Origin of the sequence: Actinoplanes sp. NPDC049599, from assembly GCF_044465625.1 — a bacterium.
Taxonomy (GTDB): Bacteria; Actinomycetota; Actinomycetes; order Mycobacteriales; family Micromonosporaceae; genus Actinoplanes.
In genome coordinates, this window is the sequence record NZ_JBITLX010000021.1 from 70458 (window position 1) to 85957 (window position 15500).

Annotated in this window: 14 protein-coding genes; 6 read left to right on the forward strand and 8 right to left on the reverse strand. The window is 71.7% G+C overall.

The genetic code is table 11. From position 1 onward, the window contains the following. The gene (locus tag ACIBQZ_RS30315; protein ID WP_396092223.1) at positions 1 to 1386 is read left to right on the forward strand and encodes a protein kinase; all 1386 of its coding nucleotides are present in this window, start codon (positions 1 to 3) and stop codon (positions 1384 to 1386) included. Continuing rightward, on the forward strand, positions 1383 to 3188 hold the full coding sequence (gene pknB / locus ACIBQZ_RS30320) for a Stk1 family PASTA domain-containing Ser/Thr kinase (protein ID WP_396092224.1): 1806 nt from the start codon (positions 1383 to 1385) through the stop codon (positions 3186 to 3188). The genes ACIBQZ_RS30315 and pknB overlap by 4 nt, the downstream gene beginning before the upstream one ends. Positions 3189 to 3253: 65 nt before the next feature. On the opposite strand, the gene ACIBQZ_RS30325 is transcribed toward pknB, so the two are convergent. The 4 genes from ACIBQZ_RS30325 to ACIBQZ_RS30340 all read right to left on the reverse strand — a co-directional run bounded on the left by ACIBQZ_RS30325 (position 3254) and on the right by ACIBQZ_RS30340 (position 7729). Next, positions 3254 to 3904: an aminodeoxychorismate/anthranilate synthase component II gene (locus tag ACIBQZ_RS30325; protein WP_396092225.1), complete on the reverse strand. Its 651-nt coding sequence runs from the start codon at positions 3902 to 3904 to the stop codon at positions 3254 to 3256. 8 nt (positions 3905 to 3912) lie between these two features. Then, positions 3913 to 4194 carry a hypothetical protein gene (locus ACIBQZ_RS30330; protein WP_396092226.1) on the reverse strand — a complete coding sequence of 94 codons (282 nt, stop codon included), beginning with the start codon at positions 4192 to 4194 and terminating at the stop codon, positions 3913 to 3915. Positions 4195 to 4196: 2 nt separating this feature from the next. Beyond that, positions 4197 to 6452 (reverse strand): class E sortase, encoded by a 2256-nt coding sequence (locus ACIBQZ_RS30335; protein WP_396092227.1) that lies wholly within the window; start codon positions 6450 to 6452, stop codon positions 4197 to 4199. A 467-nt stretch (positions 6453 to 6919) separates the two neighbouring features. Then, positions 6920 to 7729 (reverse strand): DUF881 domain-containing protein, encoded by an 810-nt coding sequence (locus ACIBQZ_RS30340; RefSeq protein ID WP_396092228.1) that lies wholly within the window; start codon positions 7727 to 7729, stop codon positions 6920 to 6922. A 168-nt stretch (positions 7730 to 7897) separates the two neighbouring features. On the opposite strand from ACIBQZ_RS30340, the gene ACIBQZ_RS30345 reads away from it, so the two are divergent. Together ACIBQZ_RS30345 and ACIBQZ_RS30350 are read left to right on the forward strand one after the other, a co-directional pair. Further along, the gene (locus ACIBQZ_RS30345; RefSeq protein ID WP_396092229.1) at positions 7898 to 8161 is read left to right on the forward strand and encodes a cell division protein CrgA; all 264 of its coding nucleotides are present in this window, start codon (positions 7898 to 7900) and stop codon (positions 8159 to 8161) included. Positions 8162 to 8365: 204 nt separating this feature from the next. Then, entirely contained in the window at positions 8366 to 10510 is a 2145-nt protein-coding gene (locus ACIBQZ_RS30350; RefSeq protein WP_396092230.1) for a heterodisulfide reductase-related iron-sulfur binding cluster, read from the forward strand. Between the two features lie 11 nt (positions 10511 to 10521). Here ACIBQZ_RS30350 and ACIBQZ_RS30355 read toward each other — a convergent pair whose 3' ends face one another. Next, on the reverse strand, positions 10522 to 11184 hold the full coding sequence (locus ACIBQZ_RS30355; protein ID WP_396092231.1) for a GPP34 family phosphoprotein: 663 nt from the start codon (positions 11182 to 11184) through the stop codon (positions 10522 to 10524). 113 nt (positions 11185 to 11297) lie between these two features. On the opposite strand from ACIBQZ_RS30355, the gene ACIBQZ_RS30360 reads away from it, so the two are divergent. After that, a complete protein-coding gene (locus ACIBQZ_RS30360; RefSeq protein WP_396092232.1) occupies positions 11298 to 12620 on the forward strand; it encodes a hemolysin family protein in 1323 nt (440 codons plus the stop codon). Beyond that, positions 12613 to 13638 carry a hemolysin family protein gene (locus tag ACIBQZ_RS30365; RefSeq protein WP_396092233.1) on the forward strand — a complete coding sequence of 342 codons (1026 nt, stop codon included), beginning with the start codon at positions 12613 to 12615 and terminating at the stop codon, positions 13636 to 13638. The genes ACIBQZ_RS30360 and ACIBQZ_RS30365 overlap by 8 nt, the downstream gene beginning before the upstream one ends. Positions 13639 to 13696: 58 nt before the next feature. Here the strand turns inward: ACIBQZ_RS30365 and ACIBQZ_RS30370 are convergent, their stop codons facing one another. From ACIBQZ_RS30370 to ACIBQZ_RS30380, 3 genes are all read right to left on the reverse strand, one after another. After that, the gene (locus ACIBQZ_RS30370; RefSeq protein ID WP_396092234.1) at positions 13697 to 14374 is read right to left on the reverse strand and encodes a DUF2690 domain-containing protein; all 678 of its coding nucleotides are present in this window, start codon (positions 14372 to 14374) and stop codon (positions 13697 to 13699) included. Between the two features lie 111 nt (positions 14375 to 14485). Beyond that, entirely contained in the window at positions 14486 to 15166 is a 681-nt protein-coding gene (locus ACIBQZ_RS30375) for a hypothetical protein (protein ID WP_396092235.1), read from the reverse strand. Between the two features lie 16 nt (positions 15167 to 15182). After that, positions 15183 to 15497 (reverse strand): hypothetical protein, encoded by a 315-nt coding sequence (locus ACIBQZ_RS30380; RefSeq protein ID WP_396092236.1) that lies wholly within the window; start codon positions 15495 to 15497, stop codon positions 15183 to 15185. Positions 15498 to 15500 lie beyond the last annotated feature (3 nt).

The following is a 15500-nucleotide window of genomic DNA, read 5'->3' on the forward strand; positions in this document are numbered from 1 at the left end:
ATGATCAGCCCTGGGGTCACCCTCGGCGGCCGGTACCGCCTCGACGAGCGGATCGCCGGTGGCGGGATGGGCGACGTGTGGCGCGGCACCGACGAGGTGCTGGGCCGGACGGTCGCCGTGAAGATCCTGCTCCCGGCCCTGCTGGACGAGCCCGGCTTCGCCGAGCGGTTCCGCGGCGAGGCCCGGACCATGGCGACGATCAACCACCCCGGCGTGGTCGACGTCTACGACTACGGCAGCGACCAGCAGCTCGCCTTCCTGGTGATGGAGTACGTCGAGGGCGACGCGCTGTCGCGCACCCTGAGCCGGGTCGGCCGGCTGACCCCGGCCCGCACCATGGCGCTGGTGGCGCAGGCCGCCGACGCGCTGCAGGCCGCGCACGCGAACGGCATCGTGCACCGCGACGTCAAGCCCGGCAACCTGCTGGTGCGCCCGAACGGCACGCTGGTGCTCACCGACTTCGGCATCGCCCGGTCCGCGCTGGTCGGGCAGCTCACCGTGGCCGGCTCGGTGCTGGGCACGGCCTCCTACATCTCGCCGGAGCAGGCCTCGGGCGCGGTCGCCACGGCCGCCTCCGACGTGTACGCGCTCGGCGTGGTCGCGTACCAGTGCCTCTCCGGGCACCGGCCGTTCGACGGCGCCACGCCGATCGAGATCGCCATGAAGCACGTCCGGGACACCCCGCGGCCGCTGCCCTCCGACATCCCGCCGGCGGTCCGCGCCATTGTGGACCGGGCGCTGGCCAAGGACCCGGGCGCCCGCTGGCCGACCGCCTCGGCGATGGCCGCGGTGGCCCGGCAGGCCGCCTCGTCGCTGACCACCCAGGTGCACCAGCCGGCTGTCAACGGCTCCGCGCAGGCCGGGCGCGCCCAGTCGCCCGGCCCGGCGATGAACCGGCCGCAGTCCGGTGGTCCCGCGGTGGCGAACCGGCCGTACTCCGGGGCGCCCTCGTCCGGCCCGCCCGGACATCCGGTCTCGGGTCAGGCTCGGCCGCCGTACCCGCCGGTGCCCCGGCCGGTCTCCGGTGCGCAGGCGCGGGGTGCCGCGTCCGTGCCGTCCGGTCAGCCGCCGTACCGGCATCCGTCGGCGCCGCCGATGCAGCAGCAGCCGATGCAGGGTGGCAAACAGCCGGACGGCTCCGGCGGCCGGCAGGTGCTGATCGTCCTGGCCGTGGTGCTCGCGCTGCTGGTGCTGCTCTGCGCCGGGGTCATCTCGTTCCTGCTCAAGCAGGGGAACGCCGCGATGGGCGAGGGCGGCCCGCCTGCCACGACCGTGCAAGCGGGCTCGATCGAGCCACGGGCGCCGGTGGCGTCGTACCGTCTTACGAAGCAGGCTGCGGCTCCGCTCAGCCTGAACCACGCGACCGAAGGACGACAGACGCTATGACGGCGCAGGCCCGCCTGCTCGGTGGCAGGTACCAGGTCGGCGAGCTGCTCGGCTACGGCGGCATGGCTGAGGTGCACAAGGGCCGGGACCTGCGCCTCGGCCGGGACGTCGCGATCAAGATGCTGCGCACCGACCTGGCCCGGGACGCCACCTTCCAGGAGCGCTTCCGCCGCGAGGCGCAGAACTCGGCGGCGCTGAACCACCCGGCGATCGTGGCCGTCTACGACACCGGCGAGGAGGTGTCGTCGACCGGCGAGAAGCTGCCCTTCATCGTCATGGAGTTCGTCAACGGCCGTACCCTCAAGGAGGTTCTCGCCGCCGAGCAGCGGCTCCAGCCGCGCCGCGCGCTCGAGATCATCGCTGACATCTGCGCCGCGCTGGAGTTCAGCCACCGGCACGGGATCATCCACCGGGACATCAAGCCCGGCAACGTGATGATCACCCAGAACGGCCAGGTCAAGGTCATGGACTTCGGCATCGCGCGGGCCCTGGCCAGCGGTGCCACCACGATGACGCAGACCAGCGCGGTCATCGGCACGGCCCAGTACCTGTCACCCGAGCAGGCCCGCGGTGAGTCCGTGGACGCCCGCTCGGACGTGTACGCCGCCGGTTGTGTGCTGTTCGAGCTCATGGTCGGGCACCCGCCGTTCGTCGGGGACAGCCCGGTCAGCGTCGCCTACCAGCACGTCCGCGAGGACCCCAAGGCGCCGAGCGACATCAACCGCGACGTCCCGCCGGACGTCGACGCGATCGTGCTGAAGGCGCTGGCCAAGAACCCGCTCAACCGCTACCAGAGCGCGCAGGAGATGCGCGCCGACGCCCTGCGCGCGGTCGCCGGCCGGCCGGTCCTGGCCACCCCGGTGATGTCCGAGGCCGAGACGATGGCGATGTCCGGCCCGCCGATGCACCAGCAGACGGCGATGACCCGGCCGATCCCGGCCGGCGTCGGCCCGCGGGGCCCGCGGCCGCCGGAACGCAAGACGTCGTCCTGGGTGATGGCGGTGCTGGCCGCGCTCGGCGTGCTCGCCGTCGTGGCCCTGGGCATCGGGCTGATGCTGTCGCAGCAGGACAAGGAACCCGACCCGGTGGCGAACGCCGCGGTGCCGAAGGTGACCAACCTGTCGGAGAGCGAAGCCCGGGACAAGCTCACCAAGGCGGGCTTCCAGGACATCACGGTCGGCGACTCGATCGAGACGGACGACTGCAAGAACAAGGTCGAGAGGCAGACGCCGGAGCCGAACGCGACGCTGCCGGTCAACACCCCCGTCGTCCTGAACATGTGCAGCAGCCCGGCGCTCACCAGGGTGCCCAGCAACCTGGTCGGCAGCACCCGGGACAACGCCGAGTCCGCCCTGCGCGACGCCAAACTGGACCCGAAGTTCGTCGAGGAGAGCAGCGACCAGCCGGCCGGTCGGGTCATCGACGTCGAGAAGGAAGGCCAGCAGGTCAAGCCGGGCACCGAGATCACCGTCAAGATCTCCCGGGGCAACCTGATCGAGGTGCCGAACGTGGTCGGCAAGTCCGAGGAACTGGCCCGGGCGCTGCTGCAGAACGCGGGCTTCACCAACATCGTGACCGAGCAGTCGGACGAGCAGGGCACGCCCGGACAGGTGGTCTCGCAGACCCCGGACGCCAAGCAGAAGCGCTCCAAGGGCACCAAGATCACCCTGACCGTCATCAGCGAGCAGATCCCGGATCCCGACGGCTCCGGCTCGCCGGACCCGACCGTCCCCGACCCGCCGGGCGGCGACGGCGGCGGCACCGGCGACCAGGGCACGCTGGGCGGCCTGATCAACCGCTGAGACCACAAGCACGGAAGAGCCCGGACGCGAGCTGCGTCCGGGCTTTCTCGTCGGCGGGTGCGGGATCAGGCGGTGGCGAACGCCGAACGTCGGCGGGTCTCCACCTCGGCGGCGAGCTCCGGCGCGCGTTCCAGCGCCGCCGGCAGGCCGCACGCCGCCAGCCAGTTCGCCAGCATGGTGTGGCCGCCCTCGGTCAGCACCGACTCGGGGTGGAACTGCACGCCCTCGATCGGCAGGGTGCGGTGCCGCATCGCCATGACCACGCCGGACTCCGTCCAGCCGGTCACCTCGATCTCCTCCGGCAGGGTCTCCGGCAGGACGGCGAGCGAGTGGTAGCGGGTCGCGGTGAACGGGTCGGGGAGGCCGGCCAGCACGCCGACACCCTTGTGCTGCACCGTGGAGGTCTTGCCGTGCAGCAGCTCGGGGGCGCGGGTGACGGTGCCACCGAACGCCGCCCCGATCGCCTGGTGGCCGAGGCAGACGCCGAACATGGGCAGCTTGCCCGCGTACTCCTTGATGACGTCCATCATGATGCCGGCGCGTTCCGGCGTACCCGGTCCGGGGGAGAGCAGCACCCCGGCGGCGCCGAAATCGGCGACCTCGGCCACCGTGATCTCGTCGTTGCGCCGGACCTCGCACTCCGCACCCAGCTGGCCCAGGTACTGCACCAGGTTGAAGACGAATGAGTCGTAGTTGTCGATCACGAGAATGCGCACGGCTGCACCTAGCTGGCAGAAGGATGGGGTTCGTTCGATTGCACGTCGTACGGGATCTCGTCCGGCCCGAGCAGCGAGTCGTCGCCGGGCACCGCGTTCGGGTCCTGCTGCGCCGGGCCACTCTGCTCGGTGCCCGTCCCCACCTGCACGTCGTCGAACGGCAGCAGCGGCGTCGCCCACGGGAAGACCACGTACCAGAGCAGCGCGCCGACCATCGTGGCCAGCGCGAGCGAACCGGTCAGCTTGCCCCACAGGCCGAAGGGCAGCTTGCGCCAGATCCAGGCATACATCGCTAACCCCCAGCCTTCGTCTTGCCGATGTCCGCGGGCCGGCCGGCGTTGGGCAGCGAGGCGTCCCGCTTGACCGTGTCGACCAGCTCGGCGTGCACCACGAGCCGCTCGTAGTTGTTGAACTTCGGATTGCACGTGGTGAGCGTGAGCATCGCCTTGGTGGCCTTGGCCCGCGGGCGGCCGGGCACCGGCGCCACCACCTCGACGGCGCTGGGCTTGACCACCAGGCTCTCGCTGACCTTGTAGACGTACCAGTTGCTCCGGGTCTCGACGCCGATCACGTCACCGGGCTTGAGCTCGTCGAGCCGCCAGAAGATCTTCCGGATCCGGTGGCCGGCCACCGAGAAGTTGCCGACCTTGCCGGGCGCCGCGGTGTCCGGATAGTGGCCGGGCGCGTACCGGATGTCCTGCGGCCGCACCCCGTCGACGACGACCCAATGCATGCCCAGCTTGGGGATGTAGAGCCGCCCGACCAGGTCCTTGCCCGGCGCGGCCGGCGCGGCCTTGGTGGGCGTGCTCGGCGCGACCGTGGGATCGTTCCACTGGTCGTCGAGCTCGGTGGCGAGGTTGTCCTGCTCGTTGTCGACCTTGGCCGAGTTGCCGAACACCTCGTACCCGGCGAAGAGCAGCACGATCAACCCGAAGGTGATCATCAGCTCGCCGGCGACCCGGACCCCGGACCGGATACGCGAGCCCAGCGTCGGGCGGGTCAGCTCGGAGTACACGCTCTTGTAACCCTCGTCGGTCTGCTCGGGCCGCAACTTGACGACCTTCTCACCCCGTCGGGGCTTGGTCTCCTCCGCCGCGCCGTCCGCGACGCCGGCATCCGGATCCGCGGCGACGGCGGCCGCGGCGGCCGCGACGGAAGCGGCGCCGACATCGCCGGACCCACCGGGCAGCGGGGTACGCACCGAGGCGTTCACGTTCGGCGCCGACGAGGAACCCACCTTGGGCCGCACCGAGGGCAGCAGACCGGTCGGCGCGTCCGCGGTACGGATGATCGCGGTGGCCGACGGATCGGCGCCGGGGTTCCAGTCGCCGGCGGGGGCGCGCCGGTCCGCCCGGGACCTGAACGCGTCAGCCACCGATTGCGTGCCGGGCGGCACCGGCCGGCCCGACGCCGGGGTGCCCGCTCGTCCGTCCCTGGCCGCCGCGGGTTGATCCACGTCGCGGGCGTCTGGCCTGCGTTCTTCCGGCCGGGCTTCGGCGGCGGTGAAGGCGTCCTGGGGCGCGGCGGGGCGACGGCCGAAGTTGTTGGCGGCCTCGGCGTGGCGGTAGTCGGCTCCCTGGCCCTCCGCCCGGCCGAAGCCCTCGGGGCGGCGCGGCGTGAAATCCTCCGCGGGGGCGCGGCGGGCCGAGGGTGTCGCGGTCTCGCCGAACCGGGCCGGGGGCTGCGGCGTGGACTGGCTGCCGTAGGTGCCGGTCGGGGTGGGGTAGACGTCGTTGTCCTGGCCGGTGGCCTGCCGCCGGACCGGGCCGCGCGGCCGGCCGAGGCCGTCGGCGGCTGGGTAGGGGTCTGCGGAGCCGGGCTGGGCGACGCCGGCTGAAGCGCTGGCCGAGCCGGCCGGCCGGGACGCGCCGGGCTCCGGCGCGTAGCCGAAGCCGGTCCCCGGCCGCGTGAAGTCGCTCGCGTCGTTCCCTGGCCGCGTGAAGTCACCCGCGTCGGGCTGGGCATAACCGGCCGGGGTCCGGCCGTTGCTGGGTTGGCCGTGGTCGGACAGGGCTCGGCCGTTGCTCGCGGCCGGTGCGCCGCTGCTGGGCCGGGCGTCATCGTCGGCAGCCCGGCCGTTGCTCGCCGGGCGCGCGAAGTCGCTCGCGGTCGGAGCTCCGCTGCCGGCCCGGGCGAACCCGGCCGCCGGCGGCGCGTCAGGCCGCGTGTAGTCGCCCTGGACGGCCGCAACACCGCCCAGCCGAGCGAAGTCATCCCCTGCCGCACCACCGTTGCTCAGCGGCGCGACGCCGGGCCGCGAATAGTCACTCGGCGCGGCAGAGCCAGGCCGCGCGAAGTCGCCCGCCGCCGGCTGATCACCCGGCACCCGGGGCCGGTCGAGGTCGCCGGACCACTCGGCACCCTGCTCAGTCGTCGCAGGACGGCCCACCGCGGCGTTCGCCTCCGACGGCCGGGCGAAGGCGCTCGACGCGCTCTGTGCCGGGGCAGAGCCGTTCTCCGCCGACTTCCGCGCCCGAGCCTCCTCGGCCGCAGCCGCGAAGAAGTCGAAGTCGCCTTTGGCAGTGGCCGCCGGGCGAGGCGCGGCCACGGAAGGTGGCGGAGGCACAGCGGCTGCCGGGCGAGGCGCGGCCGCGGGAGGTGGCGGAGGCACAGCGGCTGCCGGGCGAGGCGGAGGCACCGCGGCCGCGGTGCGGGGCGCAGGCACGGGAAGCGGCGGGGGCACAGCGGCCGCCACCGGAGTGCCCTCGGTCCGGGCCCGGGCAGCCGCGGCGGCCCGCGCCACGACCGGATCAACGGTGCCTGCAGGACCATCTGTCTGGATGACGGCAGTGTCGGCGGCGGAGACCGGGGCAACCGGAGCCGGGACCGCCGGGCCGGGCGATGCGGGCCACGGAGCCGTCCCGCCCAGGCTCGCCGGTGGGTCCAGCGGTCCGCCCGGCACGCCGTCCGGGGACGCGTCCGTGATCCGGGGGATGAATGCCGTCTGGGCGTCGCCGTCGGGTGCGCGGTGCCGACCGGAGTTCGCCGCGCCCTCCTGGGCGTCCGACGCTTCCATCAGTCCGTGACCTCGGCGGATCGGAGGTCACTCGACCCGTCGTACGCCCGCACAGTCACGTTCCTCTCGACGGTTTCCTGATAGCCGAGGCCGAAATCGGCCACCGCGACACGGAATTGCTGGACTCCCTCTGCGGACTCCAACGCGCGGTGCATCGCTGTGGGTTCGCCGATCGCCGTGATCTTGAATGGCGGCGAGAAGACCTGACCGTGGAGCAGCAGCGTGTTGCCGACACAGCGTACCGCGCTCGTGGAGATGACGCGGACATCCATGATCGCCATTGCCTCGGCACCGCCTGCCCAGAGGGCGTTCACCACCGCCTGGACGTCACCCTGGTGGACGACCAGATCGTCGTTCTCCGGGGCGTCGGTGCCGGTGCCGGTGGTGCGCTGGGGCGAGTCGTTGAGGCTGACCGTCAGGCCCGGACCGCGCAGGGCGGTGAAGCCCGCACCCGCGCGCATCGCGTCCGCGCGCTCGCGTGCCTGCTTGACCGGCTCGTCGACGTCGGCCAGCCGGGCCGCGTCCTGATCGACCGCCCGGCGCAGGTCAGCGGCCTTCTGCTCGCGGTCCTCGAGCCGGCTCCGCTTGTCGGCGATGAGCTCGGCGAGCTGCGGGCGGCGGTCGTCGCGCAGGGCCGTGCCGTCGGCGGTTGTCGCCGATGTGGTGAACAGCAGGCCGGCTGCCAAGCCGATCAGCGGGACCGCGACCGACCAGCCGCGCTGCCGTTGACCCTTGCGGCGGGGGCGCAGTCCACCCAGGGCTCGTCGCAGGACAAGTCGCCACGAGGGCGCCCCCGTGGTGTACTCCACGTCGGTTGTCCTCCCTGGCTCGGCCGAAAAACCCACCGGCGGGTGCCTGTGCGCGCGCCGCCTTGACTACGCTAGCTATCGAACAGTATTCGCCACGGGCAGCTTTCGGGGTCCCCGGAGCCGCTCAGGGGTGGGTTGTTCACCACTTGTTGCCCTCAGGAGAGCGCCGTGCCGAAGTCACAGGTTCGCAAGAAGAAGGTCTACACGCCGCCGACGGACATTCGTCCGGCCGCGACGGCGGCGTCCAAGAAGCCGAGTCCGGTCTGGCTGCCGATCACGGCGGTCGCGTTGATCGTCTTCGGCATCTCCTGGCTGGTGGTCTACTACCTCTCGGAGCAGCAGTATCCGGTCGAGGCGTGGCGCTACTGGAACCTGCTGGTCGGTTTCGGCTGCATGGTCGCCTCGCTGGGCATTCTGTCCCGCTGGCGCTAGCGCCGACGCAGCCGCGCGGCCCTCGGTTACGCGGTAACGTGATCTTCGTCTGATTTGTCTGGCAGCGCACCCTGCCGTCCGAGTGTGGGGTGCGCTTTCGACTGCGACCTGACGGACGGACACCCGCCTGGACTGTCGCTCGCCTTTTGATTACTCATGGGTAACATGGGCCGGCGAGCCAGCCGACCGAGGAGGCACCACCACATGGGCACCGTGCAGATCGTCGCCACTGTCCTGGCGGGCGCCGTCACCCTCGTCGCCGTTGTGCTCGCCGTCCGCGCGGTGATGCAGATGACCGCGGTCATCCGGCAGGGCCGGCCCGACCCGGAGCGCTTCGTCGGCAAGGGCAAGCGGACCCGCACGATGCTGACCGAGACGCTGGGTCACACCCGGATGCTCAAGTGGGGCGTGGTCGGGGCGGCGCACTGGTTCGTCATGGTCTCGTTCATGATCTTGTTCCTGCTGGTCGTCGAGGCATACTTCGAGGTGGTCGACCCGGCCGGCGGGCTGCCGATCATCGGCCACTGGACGATCTACGGCCTGGGCACCGAGATCATCGGCGTGCTCGGCCTGGCCGGCATCCTGGTGCTGATCGGCATCCGGCAGCGCGACAAGCGCAAGAAGGTCTCCCGCTTCACCGGCTCGACGATGTGGCAGGCCTACTTCGTCGAGGCGGTCATCGTCGGCGTGCTGGTCTGCGGCTTCCTCATCCGCGGCTTCAAGGTCGCCAACGACACCTTCGAGTACGCCGCCTGGGCCACCCCGGTCAGCCACGCCGTCGGCGCGCTGCTGCCGGCCGCGGCGAACGGCCCCACCTGGGTCGCCGTCGTCAAGATCTTCATCTCGATGGGCTGGCTCATCACCATCGCGCTGAACGTGACGATGGGCGTGGCCTGGCACCGCTTCCTGGCGTTCTTCAACATCTTCTTCAAGCGCAGCCCGGAGAAGCCGGCCGGCTCCGGCCTGGGCGCGCTCAAGCCGATGATGAGCGACGGCAAGCCGCTGGACTTCGAGGAGGCCGACCCGGAGAAGGACCAGTTCGGCGTCGCCCAGGTCGAGCAGTTCACCTGGAAGGGTCTGTTGGACTTCTCCACCTGCACCGAGTGCGGCCGCTGCCAGTCGCAGTGCCCGGCGTGGAACACCGCCAAGCCGCTCTCGCCCAAACTGCTCGTCCTCTCGCTCCGGGATCACGCGTACGCGAAGGCGCCGTACCTGCTCGGCGGCGGTGGCAAGGACCTGACCGGCGAGGAGAAGGCCACCGCGGCCCAGCTGGCGCACATGGACGTGCTGGCGCTCGCCGAGGGCAACCGCCCGCTGATCGGCACCGAGGCCGAGGGCGGCGTGATCGACCCGGACGTGCTCTGGTCGTGCACCACCTGCGGCGCCTGCGTCGAGCAGTGCCCGGTGGACATCGAGCACGTCGACCACATCGTCGACATGCGCCGCTACCAGGTGCTGATCGAGTCGAGCTTCCCGGCCGAGGCCGGCGTCATGCTGCGCAACCTGGAGAACAAGGGCAACCCCTGGGGCGCGCCGCAGAACACCCGCGAGGACTGGACCAAGGGCCTGGACTTCGAGGTGCCCCGGGTCGGCGAGACCGAGGACTTCGACTACCTGTTCTGGGTGGGCTGCGCCGGCGCCTTCGAGGACCGGGCGAAGAAGACCACCCGCGCGGTCGCCACGCTGCTGCACGAGGCCGGCGTCAAGTACGCGATCCTCGGCGAGGGCGAGACCTGCACCGGCGACCCGGCCCGCCGGATCGGCAACGAGTTCGTCTTCCAGATGCTGGCCCAGCAGAACGTCGAGACGCTCCAGGAAGCCAACGTCAAGCGGATCGTCGCGACCTGCCCGCACTGCTTCAACACCCTGGGCAACGAATACAGCCAGCTGGGCCTCGAGGTCGAGGTCGTGCACCACACCCAGCTGCTGGCGCACCTGGTGGCCGAGGGCAAGCTGACGCCGGTCCAGCCGGTCGACGGTGGGGTCACCTATCACGACCCGTGTTACCTCGGGCGGCACAACCGGGTCTTCGACGCCCCCCGCGAGGTCCTCGGGTCAGCGATTGAGGGCGGTCTGACCGAGATGCCGCGCAACTCCGAGCGGTCCTTCTGCTGCGGCGCCGGCGGCGCCCGCATGTGGATGGAGGAGAAGATCGGCAAGCGGATCAACGTGGAGCGCACCGAGGAGGCCCTGGCCACCGGCGCGAAGACGATCGCCGTGGGCTGCCCGTTCTGCTACACGATGATCGGCGACGGGGTCACCGGCAAGGGCGAGCAGGAGAACGTCGAGGTCATCGACGTGGCGACCGTACTGCTCCGTTCGATCAAGGGAGACAAGGCGCCCGCGTAGCCGGCGCCGGGTCAGGAGGTCGACGCGCTCACGGTCGACGCGGCCAGGACCGCGACGATGACCGCGGTCTGGATCTCCTCGATGGTCTTGCGGACCGCGGTGGCCGCCCAGTCGCCCGCCGAGATCTCCTGGAGCCGGGCCTTGGCCCGCTTGCGGTCCAGCGTGCGGAAGACCTTGCGGTCCAGGTTGGTCGCGGCCACCAGGGCGCAGAGCGCGGCGGTGCGCGGCTCGACCGGCCCGGTCCCCGAGACGGCGGCGGTCAGCCGCTGCCGCGCCTCGGTCTCGGGCACCGGCTCGACCCCGTGCGGGGCCGGGTAGCGGGTCCGGGGGAAGACCAGCAGCACCTTGTCCTGCTCCCGGGTCAGCACCTGCTGCTCGACGAGCCGGTCCAGGGTCTGCTTGCGGGCGTCCTTGGCGAACTTCTTGACCCAGTAGCCGGGCAGGCGGCGCTTGTCGTCGGCCCCGATCCGGGCGAGCGCCTGATCCACCAGCGGGTCACCGGTCGGCGTGCCGTCCCGGACGACGACCTTCTTGTCCTCGACGTCGAGCCGTCCGGAGAGCGTCAGCTCCAGCAGTAGCGCGCCGCCCAGGCCGTGATCGAGACGGACGTTGTCGGTATCGGGCGCGCCATCGTTGCCGTAGGCGAGCAGCGCGAACTCTTCGGCGAGGTTCATAACCCGACGGTAACCGGCGGACGGGCGCATCGTGAGCACCCAGGTGTCGCATCGACCACGAGCACACGGCCGCCCCGGCATTCCGGCACAATGAGGGCCGAGGTGAACCGATCATGGACGGCCTGCTCCTGACCGCGGTGCTCCCGTTGGCTGCCTTCGTGCTGCTGACGGCGGGCAACGCCTTCTTCGTGGCCGCCGAGTTCGGGCTGGTCACCGTCGACCGGGTGGAGATCGGCAAGCGCGCCGACAGGGGCGAACGGCAGGCGATCACGGTCCGGCACGCCCTGCGCGAGCTGTCCTTCCAGCTCTCCGGCACGCAGCTCGGCATCACCCTGACCGCCCTGCTGACCGGCTACCTGGCCGAGCCCGCTTTGTCCCGGCTCTTCCGGCCGGCCGTCGAGCCGATCGCCGGCGGCGCCACCGGCACGGTCACGCACGCGCTGGCGCTGGTGCTCGCCACCATCCTGTCCATGCTCTTCGGCGAGCTGGTGCCCAAGAACGCGGCCCTGGCCCGGCCGATGCGGGTCGCGCTGGCCACCGCGGCCCCGCTGCGGGCGTTCTCCAAGCTCTTCAAGTGGCTGATCGGCGCGCTCAACGGCTCGGCGAACTGGCTGGTCCGCCGCCTCGGCATCGAGCCGCAGGAGGAGCTGGCCAGCGCCCGTTCGCCCGAGGAGCTCGGCCTGCTGGCCGCGATCAGCGCCCGGGCCGGCGCGCTGCCCACGGAGACGGCGACGCTGCTGCGCCGCACGATCCGCTTCGGCGAGAAGCGTGCGGCGAAGGCGATGACCCCGCGCGTCGACGTGGTCGGGCTCAAAACCACCGCGAGTGTCGCGGATCTCATCGTGGCGGCCCGCGAGACCGGCCACACGCGTTTTCCCGTGTACGAGTCGACGCTCGACCTGGTCGTCGGCGTGGTCGGGGTCTCCGACGCCCTCGGTGTCCCACCCGAACGCCGCGCCAGCACTCCAGTGTCGACGGTCGCGCGCGAGCCCGTGCTGGTGCCGGAGAGCCTCGGGCTGGACAAGGTGCTGGCCGCGTTGCGGGCCGCGGACGCGGACATGGCGATCGTGGTCGACGAGTACGGCGGCACCGACGGCGTGGTCACGGTCGAGGACCTGATCGAGGAGCTGGTCGGCGAGATCGCCGACGAGTACGACGTGGCCGGCATCCAGTCGTCGACCGCCCCCGGTGAGGATCAGAAGTTCCTGGTCGACGGGCTCTTGCGGGAGGACGAGGTCGCCGAGCAGACGGGGTTCCGGCTGCCCGAGGGCCCGTACGAGACGCTCGCCGGCTTCCTGCTCGCCCGGCTCGGCCACATCCCGGTCGTCAGCGAGACCCTGGAGTACGAGGGCTGGGGATTCACCGTGGTGGAGGTCGACCGGCACCGCATCGAGCAGGTCAGCGTCGTCGCGCCGGCGGAGCCCGCCGATGACTGAGCTGCTGGTCACCGTCGTGCTGCTGCTGGGCAACGCGCTCTTCGTGGGTGGCGAGTTCGCGCTGATCGCGTCCCGGCGCACCGCGCTGGAGCCGCTCGCCGCCACCTCCCGGCGGGCCCGCTGGGCGCTGTCGGCGATGAACCAGATCCCGCTGATGATCGCCGGCGCGCAGCTCGGCATCACGATCTGCTCGCTGGGGCTGGGCGCGATCGCCGAGCCGGCCCTGGCGCACCTGCTGGAGGGCCCGTTCGCCGCGATCGGGATGCCCGAGGAGGCGATCCACCCGGTGGCGTTCGTGCTGGCCCTGGGCGTGGTGGTCTTCCTGCACACGGTCGTCGGCGAGATGGTCCCGAAGAACATCACGCTGGCCGGCCCGGAACGCTCGGCGCTGGTGCTCGGCCCGTTCATGCTGGCGTTCTGCACGGCGACCAAGCCGGTGCTGACCGCGATGCGCTGGGCTGCCAAGGTTGTGCTGTCGCTGTGGAAGATCGAGGCCACCGACGCGGTCAAGACGGTGTTCACCGCCGAGGAACTGGCCGGCATGGTCACCCAGGCCCGAGCCGAGGGCCTGCTCGGCACCGAGCAGTACGCCCGCATCCACGCCGCGCTCGGCCTCCACGACCGCACCGCAGCGGACACCCTGCAGCCCTGGGCGGGCGTCACCACGGTCGCCGACGACGCAACCCCGGCGACCATCGAGGCGGTCGCGACCCGCAGCGGCCGCTCCCGCCTGCCGGTCGTCCAGCGCGAAACCCAGCGCGTCCTGGGCTTCGTGCACGTCAAGGACATCCTCCGGTACGAGGGTGAGCAGCGCAGCCTCCCGATTCCGGCCGAGATCGTCCGTCCGCTGGCCGTGGTCGCGCCCGACCGGACGCTCGCCGATCTCCTGCTGACCATGCGGCGCGACCGGCGGCACATCGTGCTCGTGAGCAGCGGCCGCCAACCGCTCGGCGTGATCGCCCTCGACGACGTCCTCCACGCGGTCGTCGGGGAGCCATCCGTCCGGCCGACCCCTTGATGTGCGCCGGCCGAGCCGCTCAGCACCTTCGCGGTGTGAGCGGCTCGGCCGGTCCGGATCAGTACTTGGCGGTGCAGCGCCAGAGCGGGGACCCGCCGGTCTGGCCGTCGATGCACGCCTTGTACGTGTAACCAGCGTCGTTCAGCATCGCCGTGTACCGGGAGACGCCCTGCTGGTGGGCGCTCGGGCCGGTCACCCGCTCGCGCTCGGTGCCGTTCGACTTGTAGCTGAAGCCGGCCAGCAGCGAGTAGTAGCCGCCCCGGGTCCACGCCGTGCGGCACCGAGGGCTGTAACGCAGCTCGGCGTAGGTGCTGTTGTCGACGGTCTTGGTGTGGATCGTCGTGGCGTCCGCGGAGCAGTAGTACCAGTTGGACTGGCCGCCGGGGGGCTTCACGAGGTAGCTCGCCGGGTCCTCGCCGTCGCAGGAGTTGCCGCACGCGTCGGAAGCCGCGGCGGCCGAGACCAGTGCGTCCACGGCCGCCTTGTCGGCGATCACTTCGACGCTGCCGTCGCTGTTGTGGGTGACCCGGTGGGGAAGGGTGACGGGCGCCGGCCCGTCGGTCGAGCTGACCTCGATGGCCCGCAGAGCGGCCGCGGCCGGCGGCACGTCCGTGGGGAACCCGGCCGGAAGAGAATCGGCCGGAGGCGGCGTCGGCTGGGCGAACGCCGGTCCGCCGACGCCGAGCGCCAGGGCGCTGACGGCGGTCAGGACGAGAGCACGAGCTTGGAGTCGCACGGTGTTTCCTGTTCTGTCGGAGGGTTACGAGGGCAGCTGTCATCGCCGCGCCGGCTTCGCCGGTGCGGTGGAGCAGCTGAGAAACGGTGGTGCGGAGGGTTGAGCGGGTGCCTAGCGGCGTTGCCGGCGGGCCAGGTTGTCCGCGCGGGTACGCCGGGAGCGGGACAGCACGTCCACACCGATCCCCGCGCCTTCGCTGGGCGACGCCTCCCATCCGCGGAGCTTGTCGCCGATGGCGTTCACCCGCTCGTCGAGAGGGCCGGCCGCGAGGTAGAACAGCGACTCGTCCACCTCACTGTCGTCGCCGCCCCAGCGCACCAGACCTTCGCAGTCGGCGAGGACGTCCCGCAGCACCAGCTCCTGCAAGGGGAAGAAGCCGCCCCGGGCACGCGCGCCGGGCCGGATCCGTACCGCGGTGCCGGAGGCCAGATTGGACTCGGGACTGCGCTTGCGGACCTTCTTCGCCGGGGTCCAGCCGACCAGGTCGTTCGGCCGGATCTCCTCGATCTCGTAGTGGAACCGGCGAATCGTGTGCAGCAGGATCGCCTCGACGTCCCCGATCCACACCGGCACGCTCAGCCCGGTGCCGGCCACCGTACGGGTCCACACCTGCGAATCGACATCCGCGTTGGCCTGGATGGTCCACCCGTTCTGCGAGGTCGCCGGCCGCTTCGGCTTGCGGGCCTCCCGGGCCGACGCGGGGGCGGCGGGCAGGACGGAACTGGCGGCCGCGGCCGCGCCCGTGACGGCGGCGGTGCGGAGAACGGTTCGCCGAGTCAGCCGGTGATTCATGATCTCGCCTTCCGGGTCATCGAAGCAGAATGAGGCAGAACGGGACCAGGGACGCAGCCACGCAGGCGGGCCAGTAGCGGGACCCCGGGACGGCCACCCGGCGGCGGATCCACACGTTGACCAGGCCCCAGAGCGAGGCGAACCCGCCGAACGCGACGGCGGCCAGGAGCCACCAGAACAGCATCCCGTCGTTCTCGGTCGGTTCCCCCCGCGTCCAGCCGAGGGCGGCCAGGGGCCCGTTGGACAGCGCGTACCAGATCAGGAACAACGGCACGACGGCAAGGACCCCCAGGAGAAGGTTCACGGCGACCGCTACGAGGAGTCTTCGCATGTG

What these genes read in the sequence shown, in the direction of transcription:
- ACIBQZ_RS30375 (WP_396092235.1), bottom strand. Translation starts at nt 15,166, where the DNA reads ATGAATCACCGGCTGACTCGGCGAACCGTTCTCCGCACCGCCGCCGTC.
- ACIBQZ_RS30315 (WP_396092223.1), top strand. Translation starts at nt 1, where the DNA reads ATGATCAGCCCTGGGGTCACCCTCGGCGGCCGGTACCGCCTCGACGAG.
- ACIBQZ_RS30360 (WP_396092232.1), top strand. Translation starts at nt 11,298, where the DNA reads ATGGACGGCCTGCTCCTGACCGCGGTGCTCCCGTTGGCTGCCTTCGTG.
- ACIBQZ_RS30330 (WP_396092226.1), bottom strand. Translation starts at nt 4,194, where the DNA reads ATGTATGCCTGGATCTGGCGCAAGCTGCCCTTCGGCCTGTGGGGCAAG.
- pknB (WP_396092224.1), top strand. Translation starts at nt 1,383, where the DNA reads ATGACGGCGCAGGCCCGCCTGCTCGGTGGCAGGTACCAGGTCGGCGAG.
- ACIBQZ_RS30380 (WP_396092236.1), bottom strand. Translation starts at nt 15,497, where the DNA reads ATGCGAAGACTCCTCGTAGCGGTCGCCGTGAACCTTCTCCTGGGGGTC.
- ACIBQZ_RS30350 (WP_396092230.1), top strand. Translation starts at nt 8,366, where the DNA reads ATGGGCACCGTGCAGATCGTCGCCACTGTCCTGGCGGGCGCCGTCACC.
- ACIBQZ_RS30365 (WP_396092233.1), top strand. Translation starts at nt 12,613, where the DNA reads ATGACTGAGCTGCTGGTCACCGTCGTGCTGCTGCTGGGCAACGCGCTC.
- ACIBQZ_RS30355 (WP_396092231.1), bottom strand. Translation starts at nt 11,184, where the DNA reads ATGAACCTCGCCGAAGAGTTCGCGCTGCTCGCCTACGGCAACGATGGC.